The 18,267-nt window shown below is 40.6% G+C and carries 18 protein-coding genes and 1 pseudogene; 15 read left to right on the forward strand and 4 right to left on the reverse strand.

Translation table 11 applies throughout. From position 1 onward, the window contains the following. Window positions 1-592 precede the first annotated feature (592 nt). Window positions 593-961: a DUF6713 family protein gene (locus tag HQN90_RS36160; RefSeq protein ID WP_079416834.1), complete on the reverse strand. Its 369-nt coding sequence runs from the start codon at window positions 959-961 to the stop codon at window positions 593-595. A 329-nt stretch (window positions 962-1,290) separates the two neighbouring features. Here HQN90_RS36160 and HQN90_RS36165 point away from each other — a divergent pair, with 329 nt between their 5' ends. From HQN90_RS36165 to HQN90_RS36175, 3 genes are all read left to right on the forward strand, one after another. Continuing rightward, the gene (locus HQN90_RS36165; protein WP_338042435.1) at window positions 1,291-1,617 is read left to right on the forward strand and encodes a DedA family protein; all 327 of its coding nucleotides are present in this window, start codon (window positions 1,291-1,293) and stop codon (window positions 1,615-1,617) included. A gap of 128 nt (window positions 1,618-1,745) precedes the next feature. After that, window positions 1,746-2,438: a response regulator transcription factor gene (locus HQN90_RS36170; protein ID WP_173227677.1), complete on the forward strand. Its 693-nt coding sequence runs from the start codon at window positions 1,746-1,748 to the stop codon at window positions 2,436-2,438. After that, complete coding sequence (locus HQN90_RS36175) at window positions 2,419-3,486, forward strand: HAMP domain-containing sensor histidine kinase (RefSeq protein WP_246362997.1); 1,068 nt, start codon at window positions 2,419-2,421, stop codon at window positions 3,484-3,486. Before HQN90_RS36170 ends, HQN90_RS36175 begins: the two co-directional genes overlap by 20 nt. Window positions 3,487-3,688: 202 nt before the next feature. Here the strand turns inward: HQN90_RS36175 and HQN90_RS36180 are convergent, their stop codons facing one another. After that, window positions 3,689-4,453: a YheC/YheD family protein gene (locus HQN90_RS36180; protein WP_173227678.1), complete on the reverse strand. Its 765-nt coding sequence runs from the start codon at window positions 4,451-4,453 to the stop codon at window positions 3,689-3,691. A gap of 525 nt (window positions 4,454-4,978) precedes the next feature. Here HQN90_RS36180 and HQN90_RS39140 point away from each other — a divergent pair. The 5 genes and pseudogenes from HQN90_RS39140 to HQN90_RS36200 all read left to right on the forward strand — a co-directional run. Continuing rightward, window positions 4,979-5,095 (forward strand): annotated as a pseudogene (locus HQN90_RS39140) (NAD(P)-dependent oxidoreductase); the annotation flags it as partial. Window positions 5,096-5,167: 72 nt separating this feature from the next. Further along, window positions 5,168-6,748, forward strand: coding sequence for a multicopper oxidase family protein (locus HQN90_RS36185; RefSeq protein ID WP_173227679.1), 1,581 nt, complete (start codon window positions 5,168-5,170; stop codon window positions 6,746-6,748). Window positions 6,749-6,836: 88 nt separating this feature from the next. Further along, entirely contained in the window at window positions 6,837-9,161 is a 2,325-nt protein-coding gene (locus HQN90_RS36190; RefSeq protein ID WP_173227703.1) for a xanthine dehydrogenase family protein molybdopterin-binding subunit, read from the forward strand. Next, window positions 9,148-9,981, forward strand: coding sequence for an FAD binding domain-containing protein (locus tag HQN90_RS36195; protein WP_173227680.1), 834 nt, complete (start codon window positions 9,148-9,150; stop codon window positions 9,979-9,981). Before HQN90_RS36190 ends, HQN90_RS36195 begins: the two co-directional genes overlap by 14 nt. Window positions 9,982-9,988: 7 nt before the next feature. Next, window positions 9,989-10,459 (forward strand): (2Fe-2S)-binding protein, encoded by a 471-nt coding sequence (locus HQN90_RS36200; RefSeq protein ID WP_173227681.1) that lies wholly within the window; start codon window positions 9,989-9,991, stop codon window positions 10,457-10,459. A gap of 16 nt (window positions 10,460-10,475) precedes the next feature. Here the strand turns inward: HQN90_RS36200 and HQN90_RS36205 are convergent, their stop codons facing one another. Then, on the reverse strand, window positions 10,476-11,504 hold the full coding sequence (locus HQN90_RS36205; protein ID WP_216855561.1) for an FUSC family protein: 1,029 nt from the start codon (window positions 11,502-11,504) through the stop codon (window positions 10,476-10,478). Window positions 11,505-11,833: 329 nt separating this feature from the next. Between HQN90_RS36205 and HQN90_RS36210 the strand changes: the two genes are divergently transcribed. The 7 genes from HQN90_RS36210 to HQN90_RS36240 all read left to right on the forward strand — a co-directional run bounded on the left by HQN90_RS36210 (window position 11,834) and on the right by HQN90_RS36240 (window position 17,175). After that, the gene (locus HQN90_RS36210) at window positions 11,834-12,109 is read left to right on the forward strand and encodes a hypothetical protein (RefSeq protein ID WP_173227682.1); all 276 of its coding nucleotides are present in this window, start codon (window positions 11,834-11,836) and stop codon (window positions 12,107-12,109) included. Between the two features lie 30 nt (window positions 12,110-12,139). Continuing rightward, window positions 12,140-12,826 (forward strand): response regulator transcription factor, encoded by a 687-nt coding sequence (locus HQN90_RS36215; protein WP_173227683.1) that lies wholly within the window; start codon window positions 12,140-12,142, stop codon window positions 12,824-12,826. Next, window positions 12,823-14,121, forward strand: a complete 1,299-nt coding sequence (locus HQN90_RS36220) for a sensor histidine kinase (protein WP_173227684.1) — start codon at window positions 12,823-12,825, stop codon at window positions 14,119-14,121. The genes HQN90_RS36215 and HQN90_RS36220 overlap by 4 nt, the downstream gene beginning before the upstream one ends. Window positions 14,122-14,222: 101 nt before the next feature. After that, complete coding sequence (locus HQN90_RS36225) at window positions 14,223-14,648, forward strand: FMN-binding protein (RefSeq protein WP_173227685.1); 426 nt, start codon at window positions 14,223-14,225, stop codon at window positions 14,646-14,648. A gap of 29 nt (window positions 14,649-14,677) precedes the next feature. Continuing rightward, window positions 14,678-15,541, forward strand: a complete 864-nt coding sequence (locus HQN90_RS36230) for an FAD:protein FMN transferase (protein WP_246362998.1) — start codon at window positions 14,678-14,680, stop codon at window positions 15,539-15,541. Next, complete coding sequence (locus HQN90_RS36235) at window positions 15,542-16,321, forward strand: RnfABCDGE type electron transport complex subunit D (protein ID WP_173227686.1); 780 nt, start codon at window positions 15,542-15,544, stop codon at window positions 16,319-16,321. A 188-nt stretch (window positions 16,322-16,509) separates the two neighbouring features. Next, entirely contained in the window at window positions 16,510-17,175 is a 666-nt protein-coding gene (locus HQN90_RS36240; protein WP_173227687.1) for a methyltransferase family protein, read from the forward strand. 268 nt (window positions 17,176-17,443) lie between these two features. Here HQN90_RS36240 and HQN90_RS36245 read toward each other — a convergent pair whose 3' ends face one another. Next, window positions 17,444-18,202: an NAD-dependent epimerase/dehydratase family protein gene (locus tag HQN90_RS36245; protein WP_173227688.1), complete on the reverse strand. Its 759-nt coding sequence runs from the start codon at window positions 18,200-18,202 to the stop codon at window positions 17,444-17,446. Between the last annotated feature and the right edge of the window lie 65 nt (window positions 18,203-18,267).

Below are 18,267 nucleotides of genomic sequence, written 5' to 3' on the forward strand. Positions count from 1 at the left end.
CTAACGCACCATAGTTGATCGACCTTCCTCACCCAGCCGTAGTAGAAGTATTGACGGATTTTATCCATTTTCATCCTCTGTGGTGCAGCGCTGGTCTTGCGCTGCATGAACGGCTAACGGGTGAACTTTAGTTGAAAGCAGGGAGTAAATCGCCGCAGCGGCGGCAGCTATCCACTAACTTATGTGCAAAAGATAAGATAGTAATGAAAATTGAGCAAGGCGATTTTCTTGCTAGGCGCACGATTATAGGGTTAATTAGAAGAGATGTCGGGTGTCAAGAACATTTTCCGAATGCCGATACATGCCAAGAACATAGACCGCCGACGAAAGACATAAATAATGATGATTTTCATGAGAATCCTAAGGATCGGCAGCCTCATTACGACTGGGCAGGATACTGACTTAATTTCATGATTAATTTATATTGAAGATTATCATTTTGACGGGAGGGTTTTTACTGGAAATAGAAATCATACCCCTGGACGAATCTCATATTCCTAAAGTTAAACGCTGGGTAGCTGGATGACAGATACCGGAGATACCTTCCTTGTACAATCACCAAGAATCGATTTGGATGGAAGTTAAGAGAAAATCAGAGATTCACAATCAATAATAAATGGATAGCAGCAAGAGTTCCCATCGGATAGATGATGAAACGAGAGAATGTATTTTTAAATTCGTTGCGGGAGTGCTTTTCGAAAAATAAGTGCAGGATCGCATGGATCATGAGAAAGATGTCTAACACCCAAAACGTAATCGTCTGATATTGGCTAAAAAGTAAAGCGAGTATGATGGTGTACAGGGGGAGATGGATAAAGGTGAACACTTTATAGGCTTTTGCATCATCCATATCTTGTAGAACGAAAAATAGTTTCCATTCCGAACGTCGAATTGCATCCATTTCGTGCAGGAGAAATAAGGACAAGTTAAACAAGAATAGCAACAACAACAAATCAGGCATATCAAACCTCCTAAAATTGTATAACAAACGTTTCCCATGACTTCATTTCAATGATGTTATCATGAATCAGAACTTTGCACCACATGAGTGCCGGCTTGTAATTTAAGTGTAGTCGGAAGCCAGTAAAGGCCGTCGTTCCTTTAAGATAACATGAAATCAATGGTTAAAGAATTTTCATTAAGCGTCCTATTAAATAGGGCGTTTTTGTTTCGAATTTTTCTCTTCAGAAATTCTTTAGTTTTATCCCCGTATGTTCCTTAGAATTTCAACTTAATATATGAAGAAAATAAGGACAAGGGTGGGGAGTTTCATGGCTTCTGATCAATTTTATTTCTCTTACGGTTCCAGCTTTTATTGTCACTTATTTAGGTGTGATTTCTGGGCTATCAGTTGGTTATGTTCTCGGTAGATTTCTCGGATCACCGGTGCTTGATAAACTTCGGCGTAAAAAGAATATCGGTAAGCATTTAATAGCAGCTGAAAACATGTTAAACAAATACGGAAATTTTGCTATAAGCTTTAGTTACTTCATTCCGGTCTTAAGACATCTTATTCCCTATTTAGTTGGGATTAATAAAATGCCGTATCGTACATTTGTGCTTTATTCTTACACGGCTGGACTTGTCTGGACACTTGTCTTTTTTGTGTTAGGTTGACTAGCAGGAGCCCATGTGCAAAGTATTGGGACAATGGTATATCATTACGGTACATATGGAGGACTTTCATTTACGATAATCATTTTTATAGTTTTATTATTCAGAAGCCAGAAAAGGGGGAAAGCAAGATGAACACAGTATTAGTTGTAGACGACGACTCAGAAATTCGCGATGTTATTCACGTTTATTTGCGCAACGAAGGATATAAGGTTTTAGAAGCAGAGGACGGTCTGAAAGCGTTAGATGTATTAAATGTAAACTCCATACAGCTCATTATTTTAGACGTTATGATGCCCAATTTAGATGGTATCCTAACGTGCATGAAGATTAGGGAAACTTGGACAACGCCCATCATTATGCTCTCAGCTAAAGAGGAGGATATCGATAAAATCACGGGTCTTTCTATTGGCGCTGATGACTATGTGTCCAAGCCCTTTAATTCTTTAGAACTGCTTGCAAGAGTCAAAGCTCAACTTCGGAGGCAAACGTACACCACAAAAGAATCAAACGATTCCGCGATTACCATACAAGAGCTTGTTATCGACAAAGCAAAACATTTCGTATCGATAAGGGGGAAAGAGGTTTCCCTTACACCTCTTGAATTCTCTATTTTGGAGTTATTGGCAAGCCACTCTGGGCAAGTTTTTAGTGCCGATAAAATTTATGAAACGTTGTGGAATGAACCCTCCGGCTATTCCGATAACACGGTCATGGTGCATATCCGCAATTTGCGTGAAAAAATGGAGGAACATCCGAGAAAACCGCAATATATCAAAACGGTTTGGGGAGTGGGATATAAAATTGATAAATATACTATTTAGCCTGATAAAAGGCAAAAAAAGCATCCGGGTCGAGATGTTTTGGGCATTTATTTTTAGTCTTATTATTGCGGTATTTTCCATGGTGTTCGTCGCGAATTTTAATCAAACTTATGTGCCGACTATTTTTTTTGTGGCTACATTCATCGTCTCTTTTTATTTGCTAACCGGCCGTGTGGTCAGATACCTCATTGCTTTAGCAGAAGGACTCGATATCATTTCAGAAGGGAATTTGGAATATCGCGTACCCATACTGCGAGAAGATGAACTTGGGCGAGTAGCACTAAGCATTAATGCGATGACTGAACGATTAGATCGACAGATTCAAATGGAGCGGAAGATTGAAAAATCCAAGATGGAGCTAATAACAGGTGTATCCCATGACTTGCGCACGCCTCTTACGAGCATCATTGGTTACTTAGATTTGTTAAGAACTAGTTCATTTCAAGATCAGAATGAGTATGAACGTTTTTTTCAAAACACATATAGTAAAGCCATTCATTTGAAAAATCTCATAGACGATTTGTTTGAATACACTCGTCTTACATCTAGCAGCATTAAATTAAATCTGAAACAAATTGATGTTCGTCAGCTGCTTGACCAAATGATCTTTGAATTCGAGCCTATTGCTCTGGAAAATAGAGCATCCATAGACAAAGATATCGGCAATACCGCTGTTGTTTCGGCAATTGATAGCGAAAAATTCGGGAGAGCCATCGATAATTTGCTGATGAATGCGCTCAAGTATTCCATTAAGCCGGGCACAATCCGTATCTCCATGAAAACAGATGAACAGTTTTTTTACATTACGGTCGAAAATGAAGGAACACCCATAACAAAAGATCAAGAAGAAAAACTCTTTGACCGTTTTTATAAAGGCGATCACTCGCGGCGCAGCGAAGATATCCAAACGGGTAGCGGTTTAGGTCTTCCGATCACCAGAAACATTGTTGAAATGCACGAAGGAACGGTAACGCTTACACATAATGACGGGGTTTTCGTCGTTATGATGACGGTTCCCTTCAGAAATTCTTCAGTTTTATCCCCATAGGTGGCGTTTGGGATGAGTGAGAAACAGGGGATGGTGTATGGGAGCAAGAAGAGCAAATTAGGGATTACTTGGTAAAAATTGGAATTATCCTTCCTGACAACTTATGTTACCAAAAAATCCGAACTGACATTATTTGCGCTAAAGCGGAGAAAATGGAGAGAACGAATTGAACATGCAACGGGAAAAGATCCTCTAGCAGGTATTACTTACGTTTCACACGTAAAAACCTGCCATTTGCTTTCGCATAACGAAGAACTTTAAAGAACATTTTTTTATCTTTTAATTGATTAAATATGAATGGATCAGGTGCTGTGTTTACTTCAAGCACCCATGGCTTCAATTGTTTATCTATCCCGATGTCAACACCAATTTCTTTAAATCTAGGATAAGTCTTCTGGTAGTGCTTTGCAATTTGATACCCTAAATGTTGCAAGTTTTTGATATATTCTTTTTTCAACGGATTCTTTAAATAGGAATTAAGTAATAATTCTAAGGGTAGTGGTTTACCGCTATTATGAAAGTTCGTCACTATTTTTTTGGGATGGGCAACTCGACCGATATACCCTGTAGCTTCCCAAGTCTTCCTTGGGCTTTTTTGTACCATAATGCGTGTATCGAATATGTTCTTTTGATAGGTTAGAAGATCTATTCCTTGCTGCACTAAATAGGATCTGTTTAACTTTGCTTTATTAAGTGATGTATATAAGCCTAAAAAAGATCTAAATGATCTAGCGATTTTCCCAGCTTGAAAGAGGTATTTTTTATCGTTCTTCTCCACGCGAATAACGCCTTGTCCGAAAGATCCATTGATGGGTTTGACATAAACCATCTTATATTTATTTAACATCTGCTGCAGGTTCGTTTGATTATAGATTTTTGTTTCCGGAACAAATTTGCGCAGCTCTTTGTTTAATAAAAGAATCTTCGTTTTGACCCATTTACTGCCTAGAGTACTCGCTCGGTTCATAATAATCACAACACCTTTACTTGGTTTTTTAAGCATATATTTTCTGTAATTTGGTTGCTGTAACTCGACACGAATAATGCTGATTTGGCCTTGCAGGCTTTTCTCGGGGTAGTTATTTCGTAATCCACTTAAAATAGTTGCCTTTTGTTTAGGCTATATTTCTCTAGCGATTGATAGATACAATGTTCCACAAACTCTCCCACTGGTGGCGGAACGGGGATTTGTTCAGGAACAATTATCAGAATATGCATATTGAAGAAATTCCCCTCTGGTCCTTATTTGAATGTACTCCTTATTATATTCAAATAAAGGTCAGAATTTTGGAGTAGAGTCTATTTGTTAAATAAAAATTTATATAGACTTTAGTAGTTCGAAGATGGCGTTAGTCACCTGCCAAGGATAAGAATCAAGCCATTTTGGGCATTCTTATTGCAGCTGTGGGAGCGGTTGTACTTACCGCCAAGATTCAACTTGGATATAACATATCCCATAAACCTCATGAATAGATTTAGATGTGGATCTAAACGGAACTTATCAGATTACCCTGGGTATGTCGGTAGCTGCAAGTTGAAAGGGAAGGTTGCGATCATTACTGGAGGCGATAGTGGATTTGGACGTGCAATTGCAGTTGCAACTCGAAAACACTTTTCGAACTAATATATTCCCTTATTTTATTTGACTAAAGCGGCTCTACGTGAGGAGGTCTCTACTTATATGCCAGTAAAAGTAAGACTTCAAAAATTCGTCGATAAACTGCCTATTCCCAAAACCATTTCTCCGATCAAGCGAGACAAGAAAGGTTCGTATTTTGAAGTGACAATGAGGGAATTTACCCAAAAACTACATCGTGATCTAGGTCCTACCCGCTTATGGGGCTACAACGCAATGTACCCGGGCCCTACTTTCGACGTGATGAAAGGTGAAACGACATATGTCAAATGGATGAATGATTTGCCCGAAAAGCATTTTCTCCCCATCGATACGACCATTCATGGTGCAGAACAAGATGTTCCTCAGGTTAGGACTGTGGTTCATTTACACGGCGGAAAACAGCATGACCATAGTGATGGGTACCCGGATGCTTGGTTTACGAGGAATTTTGAACAAACCGGACCTATGTTTCAAAGAAAAGTATGCGAGTATCCCAACCTTGAAGCTACTACGTTATTTTATCATGACCACACAATGGGTATTACAAGATTGAACAATTATGCCGGACTTGGAGGATTTTTTATCATTCGGGATGAACATGAACAATCTCTGAATTTACCTGCAGGGAAATATGAAATCCCGCTTATGATTCAGGATCGCTCGTTTAATCCGGATGGTTCGCTCTTTTACCCTGCTACTCCGGATAAAAACAATCATCGTCTTCCTTATCCTTCAATTGTCACGCCTTTTGACGCTGATTACATTTTGGTAAACGGCAAAGTATCCCCATATCTTGAAATAGAACCGAGAAAATACCGATTTCGCATATTAAATTACTGTAATAGTCGCACCATTAAATTCAAACTGGACTCTGGACAGCCATTATATCAAATTGGAACCGATCGTGGATTATTGGAGAAACCAGTGAAAATGAACGAGATTCTCCTTCTAACGACTGAACGTGCGGATGTTATCGTCGATTTTTCCCGATTCTATGGTAAGACGATCATTCTTAAAAATGTATTCAAGGGTGCCTCTCCAGAAACAACTGATGTGATGCAGTTTAGAGTAACCACTCCGCTAAAAGGCAAAGATACCAGTTCCCTGCCAGATCATTTAACGACAATTAATTTCCTAACTAGAGAGATGGCAACAAGAACAAGGAATCTCACACTCGTCAGGGTGGCCGACGAATACGGGAGATCGCTCAATTTACTTGACGGTAAAATGTGGAATGATCCTATATCTGAGAAAATAGAATTAGGAACTATTGAAATATGGCAGCTAATCAATCTTTCCAAAGACGACCATCCCATTCATTTACATGTCGTTGACATGCAAATTTTAGAGCGCCAGCCTTTTGACGTTGCTCATTATCAAACTACAGGAGAACTTAAATTTACTGGGCCATCTACTCCTCCTGAACCTAACGAAAGAGGATTTAAAGATACGATTCGTGCTTCCACTGGTTCCGTTACCTCATTTATCGGGCGTTTCGATCCTTTCGCTGGACTTTTTGTATGGCATTGTCACATGCTCGAACATGAAGATTACGAGATGATGCGACCATTTGAAATCGTGAAGAAAAAAAATAAACTTAAACATATACTATTGAGAATGATTTACCCTTCACGCTATCAATGAAGTGCTGTGGTTTCCATGACGTTTTATTGTACATGAGCAATTATTAAAGTACGTCACAAGATCATTTCAAGAAAAGGAGGGGGGCAAGATCCGACACTCGATTGGGAAAAGCATTCCAAGAAAGGAAACATGGGAGAAAGTCACAGGACTTACCAAATATATGAATGATGTCTCAGGACCGGAACTATTACATGTCAAAATTGCCATCAGTCCGCATGCTCACGCGAAAATAAAATCAATTGATTACTCAGAAGCCATGAAACTTCCGGGTGTAAAAGCGGTCATAACAGGTCGAAATGAGCCGATTTTGACAGGTTCGCCGCTGGCAGACCGTCCGCCACTGGCCATCGACAAAGTGAGATATTACGGCGAGCCCGTCGCCCTAGTTGTTGCGGAGCAAGAATATATAGCAGAAATGGCGGCTCTCCGAATTAATGTGGAATACGAACTTTTACCGGTCGTCCTTTCTCCAAGCGACGCTTTTCAGAGCAACGCTCCTATCATCCATGAGCATCTTGCCGAGTACAAGCGACACGAAGAAGCTTACCCGGAGCCGGGAACGAACATCGCGAACCGGACAAAAATACGCAAGGGGAATATGGCAGAAGGATGGAAGAATAGCCATCATACGATTGAAGTTAAGGTGACTATTCCCCAATCGGATCACGCAGCGATGGAAATGCGCTGCTGTACAACACAGATTTTACCTGACGGTAGAGTCATCATCCATTCCGCTTCTCAATCGCCTTTTGTTATCCGAAGAACTCTCAGCCAATCCTTTCATATCCCGCTTCATAAAGTGATCGTTCACACGCCTCTGGTCGGAGGTAGTTTCGGTGGGAAATCCGCGATTCAGATCGAATTTCTTGCTTTTATGGCTTCCCGTGCGGTTGGTGGAAGAGCTGTAAAATTGGTGAATTCCCGAGAGGTGGACATGATCTCTTCTCCCGTCCATATCGGACTGGATGCGACAATCAAACTTGGCTGCACGCAGGAAGGGAGATTGATGGCTGCCGAAATTTTGTATCTGTATGATGGCGGAGCCTATTCGGATCGAGGTGCGGTGATGAGCCGGGCAGGAGCGGTCGATTGTACGGGACCTTATCGTATCGAGAACGTTCAGTGCGACTCATTATGCATGTATACGAACCACCCTTATTCCACTTCCTTTCGAGGATTCGGGCACCCCGAACTGACGTTCGGTATTGAAAGAGCAATGGATTTACTGGCTGACCGGGTTGGCATGGATCCTTTAGAGTTTCGCTTTAATAACGCAATTGGGCCAGGGGATACATCTCCGACACAAACGTTACTCAATAGAAGTAATTTAGGCGATCTGCCCATGTGCATTGCCAAATTGAAAACATTACTCCAATGGGACGACCGTCCAGTGCGTGAAACCGATGGCCATCTCGTCAAATCGGTGGGGGTATGCTGTTTCTGGAAAAATTCCGATACGCCAACAGATGCCGGAGCGGGAGCCGTTATCGCATTTAATCCGGATGGAAGCGTTAATCTGCTCTGTGGCGCTGTAGAAATCGGCCAAGGTACCAGGACGTCTCTGACTCAACTGTTAGCCGAAAAGCTGCGTATGGATGACCGGTTGATCCATATCTCTACGGATGTCAACACCGAGAAAGATCCCTATTTTTGGAAAACAGTAGCGAGCCGCAGTACCTTTCTAGTCGGCAATGCGATCCTGCATGCGGCTGACGATGCCATCGCACAGCTAAAAAACATAGCTGCAATCGTCTTGCAATGCTTGCCAACAGACTTGGATGTCGGAGCGGGCAAGGTTTACTTGAAAGATCGCCCTGATAAAGGAATAGCCATTGAAAATATCGCTAACGGCTACATATTTCCAAATGGAAATACGATTGGCGGTCAAATTATCGGCCGCGGAAGCTATGCCATGCGTAATTTAACCTTATTAGACCCTCAAACCGGTAAAGGAAATCCCGGTCCTGAATGGACAGTTGGCGCTCAAGCAGTAGAGGTGGAATTAGATACTAGAGATTATACGTACAAAATCATTAAAGCGGCAACCGTCATCGATGCCGGCAAGGTAATTAATCCCCGAATGGCCCGCAGCCAAATAACAGGGGCAATGAGTATGGGCTTAAATTTTGCCAGCCGGGAAGCTTTTGTATTTAATGAGAAAGGTGCTGTATTAAATCCGCAATTTAGAACCTATAAATTGATTCGTTATGGTGAGCAACCAACGTACATCGTTGATTTCGTCGAGACGCCTCATTTGGAAGCGCCTTATGGATTGCGCGGGATCGGCGAGCACGCCTTGATCGGAATGCCGGCCGCATTGGCGAACAGCTTAACCATTGCTGCTGGCGTAGAGCTCAATCATCTGCCACTGACACCCGAGATGATATGGGGGACGATCCATGATACCTTTTGACTTTGAATACTACAAACCTTCCTCTGTCCAGCAGGCTGTGGAATTATTTCAGTATTTGCAAAAACAAGGGAAGAATCCGATATACTACGCCGGAGGTACGGAGATCATCACGTGGGCTCGAACAAACGCCATCCAACCGGGAGCAGTCATCGATTTGAAGGCCATTCCGGAGTGCAATGCAATGGATATGCGGAAAGATCAGCTGGTTATCGGAGCCTGTGTCACGTTATCGGCTTTGTCTGAGGCGAACGCGTTCCCTCTGCTCAGCGAATCGGCGCAGGGAGTCGCAGACCAAACAGCCCGGAATAAGATCACGCTAGGAGGAAACATTTGCGGCAAAATTCATTATCGTGAGGCCGTACTCCCGCTTCTGCTGGCAAACAGTCATATGGTTATAGCCGGCATACATGGAAGAAGAGAAGTTTCGATTCATCATGTTTTCTTACAACAAATGAGATTGGAAAACGGAGAATTTCTTGTAAAAACCTTAACAAACCGCGCTTATTTGTCACTGCCGTACGTTCATTATAAAAAACGGCAAATAGGCAACGTAGGCTATCCTCTCGTCACACTAGCTGCTCTTAAAATAGATAACCAGATCCGTACGGCATACAGCGGCGTCTGCGCATTTCCCTTTCGATCCGTTGAGATCGATCGGTCGTTGAACGACTCTTCGCTACCTTTGACAGCAAGAATTGCGCAGGCGGTAGGTAAGCTTCCTGCTCCTTTACTACAAAATACAGAAGGTTCCGCTTCTTACCGGGAATTCGTACTTAAACAAACGATGGCAGACGCGGTATATCTTTTGCAGAGAAGGTGAAGCATGAATGTCATCTCGAGACATGACTGTTTATCCAGTTGAATTTGAAATTAACGGAGATAAACGAACGATACAAGTTAGGGCTGCAGATGTACTCTTATATACACTTCGAGACAAGCTCGGACTCACGGGGAGTAAACCCGGTTGCGGTAACGGAGACTGCGGTGCCTGTACAATATGGGTAGACCGCCAGCCCATGAAATCGTGCCTAATGCTCACCGTGGAAGCTAGTGGAAAACAAATCACGACGATTGAGGGGTTAATGAACTCACCAGTACAAAATGCCTTTGTTCAAAATCAGGCATTTCAATGCGGGTACTGCACTCCTGGTTTTATTATGAACTGCGAAGGCTTGCTGAGTCTTCACCCTGATGCCGATGAAGAGACCATTCGGGTTTGGCTGGAATCCAACATTTGCAGGTGTACGTCCTATGAAGAAATTCACCATGCAGTGAAGGACGTTTTTTCAGCGAAATAAAGAAATCATTATTAGATTAATTCGCATTTTGGAAATCTTGAATGATTTGTTCAGCGTTCATGTATAATGCAAGCGGGTACTGATAGTTCTCCATAAAATCAGGCACTTTAATTTGCAAAGCTGATTCGTTGGAAACCAAGCTATATATTTCCGGGTCATCCAATGCTTCTTTCCATTCCTTGACAAGTTTCCCTAGCGAGTTCAAATGATCGGCCCACATTCGTTGATTCTCTTTTGCAAACTTGCCGCTTTCGGACCACTTTAACAAAATGCGTATCATATCGGAAAGATTGGCATGGCCCGATCGAAGTCGATGCATTTGCTGGTTCAGCGCTTTCAAAGTATTGCGTTTATTGGCACCTATTGGATTATAACGCAGACTTTGCTCCGCTTTATCCAACTCGTTGGTCACTTGATGAAGTTCCTGAAATAATGTTTGCAATTTAGTTTGCAAATTTTGTGTTTTACTTGAGGAACAGCCCTCTGTGACCCAAAGAGCGGTGTTTATAAAATGATTGGATAGATGGTCCGCAAATTGGATCATCTTTTTTTTAGCTTTGTTAACAGAATCGGGAGGGAATATCATGATATGGATCAGGATGGCTACGATCGCACCTATAACAGTATCGCGTATCCGATCAAGCGAGTAGCTCGGCATCTTGCTTTGAAAGTACATGACCAATAAAATACTGAGAGCAAATTGGACCATTATGGCATGATCTAATTTCAGCCACGTTAAAATAAGAGCGCCGACAAGAAGAAGGAATCCTATACTCCAGCCGTTTAAGCCAATATAAGGTGCTATGGAAGCTGTGAAAAGGACGCCGGCTATGGTCCCCACGATGCGCTGCCAAGCAAATTGTATGGATTTGTCAACTGTTAATTGGATACACAAAATGACCGTTAGAGGAGCCAAGTAAGGATGCTTAGATCCAGCCCACTCAGCAAGCTCCCAAGACAGTGCTGCAGCTAATGGGGTTTTCCATACATCCCCTTTGTATTTGATAAAATCTAACATTTTATTCGTCACTTTGTTATGCTCCATCTTCCTCTTATCAGTTTAATAAACATTTTGCAGGTGAGACAGTTCTGAATGAGCTGAATCCGATTTGGACATCCTCTTCGGGAACATCGTAAATAGAGCATCGGCTTGCGTTATGTTAGATCGATGTCCCTATCGGAAAAGTCTAATTTTTCTTGTAGTATGTGAATCAACCTTTACATTTATTACTGAAGCTGAGGAACAATGTTTCTGGAATGCATCGGTTTTGAGCTTTTCATTTCATTTTCAGAAAAATGAGGTATATTACAACTATAAATATGAGTTGGAGGAGTTTAGATGAGCTCTCAGCAAAATGTAGAAGGAAAACCATCATGGATTCCAAAGAAAGAACGAATATGGGTATTTGGTGCGAAAGCCGTGTCAACAATCTATATCATATGGCAGCACTAATTACTCTCCATGCGGTTGCCGTATTTATGTATGGTTTTAAATGGGATTTCAACAACATTACCGGGCTTCTTGCACTAATCGTCCTGTTACCGGTACCGATTTCAGGTTTATTCCGTTACAGAAGACTCGATAAGAAATGGCATTTAAGATGTGGACTAGTATTTGCTATCTTATTTCTGATTCACTCATTTCTATAGTAGTAAATCTGAGGAAGGTGGTAGGATGCTATGCATATCTTACTGGTTGAGGATGATGCGAAGCTGGGCGAGCTGATCCAATATAAGCTTAAAAAGCAACTGTACCAAGTGGAATGGGCATTAAGTGCGGAAAGTGCACTGGAATTCATGGAACGAGCCACCTTTGATATTTATATTTTAGACTGGATGATTCCTCATAAAACCGGAATTGAGTTATGCAAAGAAATCCGAATGAAGAAGAATCGGACACCGATCCTTATGCTAACAGCACGAGACTCCATTACTGACCGCGTTCAAGGTTTAAATGCAGGAGCAGATGATTATTTGGTGAAGCCATTTGCTTTCGAGGAATTGATAGCTCGTCTCCATGCCTTATATCGTAGAAAAGAAACGAACTGGGAAGCGGATACCAAAATTTTTGGAGATACGCTTATCATTGACCATAGTACATATGAAGTGAGTAGAAACGGAGTGTCGATTCCTCTTTCACGCCGCGAGTTTCAATTGTTATCGTTTATGTCACAACATCCAAAACAAATATTAAGCAGAGAGCAGCTGATTGATCGTGTATGGGGCATAGATGCTGAAATTACACTTAATACTGTCGATGCCACCATTAAATTACTGCGTAAGAAGCTGGACGACCCATTTCCCGATAAAATTATACAAAATGTACGTGGACTAGGTTACCGTTTGGTTGTAGAAGGAGGAAAATGATGTTCGAACGAACAAGAAAGCAACTGACGATATTTTTCGGCAGTATACTTGGCGTTGTTATCATTCTCATAACTGCTTTTTTTTATCTGATTCTGCAGGAAACCCTTCAACACAATGAAAATCAGAAATTAGAAGATCTAAAGAATAAAATGTCCCAGCAATGGGAGCATCGCATTGAGGAGCAAATAAAAGGCAAGCGTCCGATGGAGCATGAAGCCAAGAATGTCGAATGGATCTTCCTGCTTTCAGATGAATTAATTGTTTGGGTAAGTCCAGACGGGAAAACTCAGATCTCTCCAAGTCGTTACACAGAAATGTCCAATCAACTCTTAATTTGGGCACAACAAAACGAAAAGAAAAATGAGCACGGTGAACGGTTCTATGTGGAAGTAGGAGGGGAAAGGCAGACATTTCTGGTTAGCTCTCAAATCTTAAATGACGCTGGCGGCGTATATTGGATGGCCATAGACATCTCCGCAAATGCAGCACTTCTGGATACAATCAGGCTAATCCTCTTGATTTCTACCTTTGTCTTATTGTCCCTAGCGATCTGGTTAGCTTATTTTTTTGCTGGCAAAGCCATGGTTCCGATCAAAAAATCCTATTATCGTCAGGTTGAATTCACAACGAATGCATCTCATGAGCTAAGGACACCGCTGAGTGTTATTCATTCCTCCGTAGAACTATTAGAGGAGTGCAAGGATACATTGCCCGAATTTGAACAGCATGTTCTGGATAGTTTACAAGATGAAGTGAAAAGGATGATCCGACTTGTAGAGTCATTACTAACCTTAGCTCGTAGCGATTCGCAATCTTTACAAATGAAGTTGGATAATGTTGATTTAGTTCAAGTTTCCCACCAAATGTATCAGGCGATACAGCCTTTGGCACTCAAAAAAGGAGTTCATTTACAGCTGGATTTACCTGAGAATGATCATGGAGTTAACTTCATTGTTGGAAATGTAGATCAAATAAAACAACTCCTTTACATTTTACTTGATAATGCCATAAAGTATACGTCACCTGGCGGACAAGTGACGATTTCATATCGGGCTTCACATAGAGGTAGAACAACGCTGCAAATCGCTGATACTGGTATTGGCATACCAAAGGATGAGCTCGCACGCATATTTGAGCGTTTCTATCGAGTGGACAAAGCACGTTCACGTGAATTAGGTGGTGCAGGATTAGGGCTGTCTATTGCCGCAGACATCTTAAACAATCACAGGGCTTACATTCATGTTACGAGTGAAGAAGGGAATGGGAGCATATTCGAAATCGAATTCAATGCATAGCTGATTTCAGCTTAATTTCATTTACTTGATGTATCATTAATCAAGTAGATGATAAGTGAAGTAGCATCTAAGTACTATATGTGTAAGTTGGAGGAATGGATATGGCCAAAATGGATAAAAAGTGGATTGTACTTTGTACTACAGCCATAGGTGTAATGTATAGCGCTGGGTATTTGACAACAGAAACGCAAGCCACATTACAGGAGCCTCAGCAGCACATACAAACCAATATTCATTCAGTCAGTAGTCAGGTCAAAAGTCAATATAAGAATGGAACTTTCGAAGGAAGTGGAAGTAATCGACGTGGGTCCATTGGAGTGAAAGTGAGCATTACCAATGATAAAATAACCGATGTGGAAATAAGTCATTTTGCCATGCATTATTCTAAAAACGATGTTGTTGGATTACCTCAAGAAGTTATACAAAAGCAAAGTGCTCAAGTACAGAATGTTTCAGGAGCAACGTATAGTACACAAGCATTCCAAGATGCAATTGAAGACGCACTTACGCAAGCGCGGAATGTATAATGGTCCATATTGTGAAAAAGTCCAAGTTAATGATGGATACTGTTGTAGAAATTAAGGTCGTTACTTCCCTTTCATTGTCTGAGGTTGAACCTGTGATAGCGCAAGCTTTTGATGCATTTCGGAACGTAGAACAAGCTTGCAGCCGTTTCACGCTGGGGAGTGAACTAATGAAAGCCTGTCAACAGATTAAAACTCATGTTCAGATCAGTTCTTGGTTATTTCAACCATTGAAGTTTGCTTTGGAAATAGCGGAATGGACACAAGGGATATTTGACCCAACAATCGGAAAAACAATGGAAGCGTATGGCTTCAATCGACATTATCTAACCGGAGAAACCAATTCAAACCTATCTGCAGATAACGTGTCCTATCTAGATATTGGCTTAAGCGATCATGATCAAACGATGTACTTGCATAAACCACTGGTGATTGATTTAGGTGCGGTTGCGAAAGGATTTGCTATTGACTTAGCATCCCAGATGTTATCTAACTTCCAAGGTTTTGTAATTAATGCCGGTGGAGACCTTTTTGCTGGTGGGTTAGATGAAACAGGCCATCCTTGGCGCATTGGAATTCAGCATCCGGCGTACAAGGATCACATGATAGACACTATTGAAGTATCCAACGAAGCAGTATGTACATCTGGCGGATACGAGCGCAAAAGTAAAGTCCGTGAAGATATCCATCATATTATTTACCCGAAAAGCAAACAGTCTCCCCATGAGTTGATAAGTTGCAGTATTGTGGCTCCGTACGCCATGATGGCAGATGTCTTCTCAACGGTCGTATGTTTATATGGCTTGGATCAAGGCAAAAGATTGATAAATGACATGCAATTAAAGGGTATTTTGATTACGTCGAAGTTACATCTGCATAGAGTAGGAGGGATATAAGTGTCAACCCATCCTTGGCATAAAAAACCGAAGAGCTATGTCATCATTTCCTTGGTCGGCATGCTAATGATAGCCGCGATATTCTCTTCGGATATAAAGGGAATTTATAATACTATTATTGCTCTAGTTACAGCAGTAGGGATTGATTTGATTTGCTCTCGTTTGGGCAAAAGAAAAAAATGGCTTCCGGATGGTGCAGTGATCACTGGGCTTATTATTGCCTTAATTTTAAGCACAGCAACCTCCTGGTATATTGTGGCTATTACTGCAATTATAGCTATTGTATCTAAGCATCTTCTCGTGTATAAAAAAAAACCGGTATTTAATCCAGCGGCCTTCGGCCTACTTTTATCTATTCTTTTTTTCCAAACTGGACAGAGCTGGTGGGGCGCTTTTGGAGATCTTCCAGTGTGGACAATTGGATTCCTCTTATTGGCGGGTTACGCGGTTACTAATCGCGTGAACAAATTTCCACAAGTGTTTGCATTTCTTAGCGTGTATTTTTTGTTATTGTTTCTAATGGGGTTCATGCATGTCGGAGAAGCTGCCGATGCTTTTCGACCTCCTTTTATAAATGCTTCACTATTCTTTGCCTTATTTATGTTGACAGATCCACCAACTTCGCCAGTCTCCAATAAGGATCAAGTGATTTTTGGTTTGCTGAGTGCAATAGTAGGTGTTGTTATTTATGGTTTTTTTGGTGGACTGATGTATTTATTTATCGGACTGCTCATTAGTAATGCCTATCACGTGGTTAGATCGAGGACACCTAGCTACTAAAAATCGTATTTTATTAACTTCATATATATGCCCATACCCGTGACAAATATCCTTCATACGTTATAAGATGCATGGCTTATGAACAACATGCATAGTTGTTTATTGAGGAATCAGCGCGCTCTTTCCACTCAGGAATAATCTATGATCCTGATCAAGCGATAGCCCATAAGGTGAGGGAGGTGTAATTTTTGTTAAAGAAAAAAGTCTACTTTAGGACTCTCCTATTTTCAATCGTTTTCTTTACTTTTCTCTTTTTGCCCGCAGGATCACTTAACTTTTGGGAGGCATGGATTTATTTTGTGATCTTTTTAGGTTCCACGTACTTTATCAATGGCTATTTTTTGAAGAGAGATCCTAAACTAATAGAGAGAAGAACTATTTCTAAAGAAAAAGAAAAGGAACAAAAAATTTTCCAAACCATATCTGGTATCACTTTTTTTGTCGGATTGTTAGTCCTTCCTGGTTTAGACTATCGATTTGGTTGGTCAAGTTTTCCTTTATTTATTGTATTTGTTGCAGATGTCATCATCTTACTTGGCTTTTCGATTGTTTTCTTAGTTTTTAAAGAGAATTCTTATACGTCTGCCATAATTGAAGTGACCGAGAACCAGAAAGTTATATCAACAGGTCCATACGCGTTGGTTCGGCATCCAATGTATACAGGTGCTATATTTATTATACTTTTCACTCCTTTAGCATTAAGTTCAATTTGGGCATTGATTCCCTCGATTTCTATAATCATTTTTATCGTTCTAAGGCTGTTAAATGAAGAAAAAGTATTGTTAAAAGAGTTGAAAGGATATGAGGATTATTGTAAGAAAACACGGTATCATTTAATTCCCCTTATTTGGTAAGGCTTCATGCCAAATTAAATAGCCCATGAAAAAAAGAAGTTCGAAAATTTAGTTTCTAGTGGCATTTAGTTACGCTCCCTCGGAAAACGATAGCCTAGACAACGGGCTAACAACTTAAAGTGTTAAACTTGGTTAAATATAAAGGATTTCTACGGTGTATAAGCAATTATTGCATTGGCTAGTACGGACCGGCGCCCACCAGTAAAGAGAGCTGGTGCAACAATCAGAGTAGGATTAATCTTCCATGTTAAATGCTTTGGATCCATGTTTAACAATCAAATAACTGAATTCCGCACAATTTAAATGCATCTGAATTCGGTGTGTATTCTACTAACCTTTTAGTTTCTTCAATATTTAAACGTTTAAAACGATTATTAGATATACCATGCAAAATTGAAAAAGGTGGCAGGGATTTAGCTGAAATCGTTTTCAGTAGAAGTTCACTAAAATCTTCTGGACTTATATAGGCACTCATGTCTCGAGCTGATAGTGGCTGACCCTCAGTCTTGTAATCGTCATAAGCACCAATACGGATGGCGATACTTTGTAATTGTTTCTCATAAGCGAAATATGATGCAAGTGCTTCCACAAAACATTTACTAACCCCATACATATTCTTTGGTCTAACGGGTGATGATTCTGTTACTTGAAAGTCTAGTGGGTATCCTTCAACTGTTTGAGCACTGGAAGCAACTACGACTTTAGAAATACCGTTGTCCGATGCAGCTTTAAATATATTGTATGAACCTTTTATATGACTCTCTAATAAAGTAGTATAAAAATCTGCATTTGGTGAGGGGTCTCCTGCTAGATGAATCACAATATCTATATTTTTACATGCTTCTTGACATTCTTCTAAACTAGATACATTTAGATATATAATTTCATGACCTGACTTTTTAAATTTTTCTAAAGGCAATAAATTAATATCTGCCAATCTTAATTGATAGTTTGTTTGCTTCATTAATGTATTGGTAATATGTTGACCAATCTTTCCAGCAGCTCCTGTTATTAAAATTTTCTTCATTACACTACACGCTCCTTTAAATCATTGTAAAATTAAAATCAATGTTGCAAAGTATGTCTTGATTA

The sequence above is a fragment of the Paenibacillus alba genome (genome assembly GCF_013204855.1).
GTDB classification, from domain to species: Bacteria; Bacillota; Bacilli; order Paenibacillales; family NBRC-103111; genus Paenibacillus_E; species Paenibacillus_E alba.

Coding starts and splice junctions, on each gene's coding strand:
- HQN90_RS36220 (WP_173227684.1), top strand. CDS start 12,823: ATGATGTTCGAACGAACAAGAAAGCAACTGACGATATTTTTCGGCAGT.
- HQN90_RS36215 (WP_173227683.1), top strand. CDS start 12,140: ATGCATATCTTACTGGTTGAGGATGATGCGAAGCTGGGCGAGCTGATC.
- HQN90_RS36245 (WP_173227688.1), bottom strand. CDS start 18,202: ATGAAGAAAATTTTAATAACAGGAGCTGCTGGAAAGATTGGTCAACAT.
- HQN90_RS36160 (WP_079416834.1), bottom strand. CDS start 961: ATGCCTGATTTGTTGTTGTTGCTATTCTTGTTTAACTTGTCCTTATTT.
- HQN90_RS36195 (WP_173227680.1), top strand. CDS start 9,148: ATGATACCTTTTGACTTTGAATACTACAAACCTTCCTCTGTCCAGCAG.
- HQN90_RS36205 (WP_216855561.1), bottom strand. CDS start 11,504: ATGGAGCATAACAAAGTGACGAATAAAATGTTAGATTTTATCAAATAC.
- HQN90_RS36225 (WP_173227685.1), top strand. CDS start 14,223: ATGGCCAAAATGGATAAAAAGTGGATTGTACTTTGTACTACAGCCATA.
- HQN90_RS36170 (WP_173227677.1), top strand. CDS start 1,746: ATGAACACAGTATTAGTTGTAGACGACGACTCAGAAATTCGCGATGTT.
- HQN90_RS36180 (WP_173227678.1), bottom strand. CDS start 4,453: ATGAACCGAGCGAGTACTCTAGGCAGTAAATGGGTCAAAACGAAGATT.
- HQN90_RS36230 (WP_246362998.1), top strand. CDS start 14,678: ATGATGGATACTGTTGTAGAAATTAAGGTCGTTACTTCCCTTTCATTG.
- HQN90_RS36210 (WP_173227682.1), top strand. CDS start 11,834: ATGGATTCCAAAGAAAGAACGAATATGGGTATTTGGTGCGAAAGCCGT.
- HQN90_RS36185 (WP_173227679.1), top strand. CDS start 5,168: ATGCCAGTAAAAGTAAGACTTCAAAAATTCGTCGATAAACTGCCTATT.
- HQN90_RS36200 (WP_173227681.1), top strand. CDS start 9,989: ATGTCATCTCGAGACATGACTGTTTATCCAGTTGAATTTGAAATTAAC.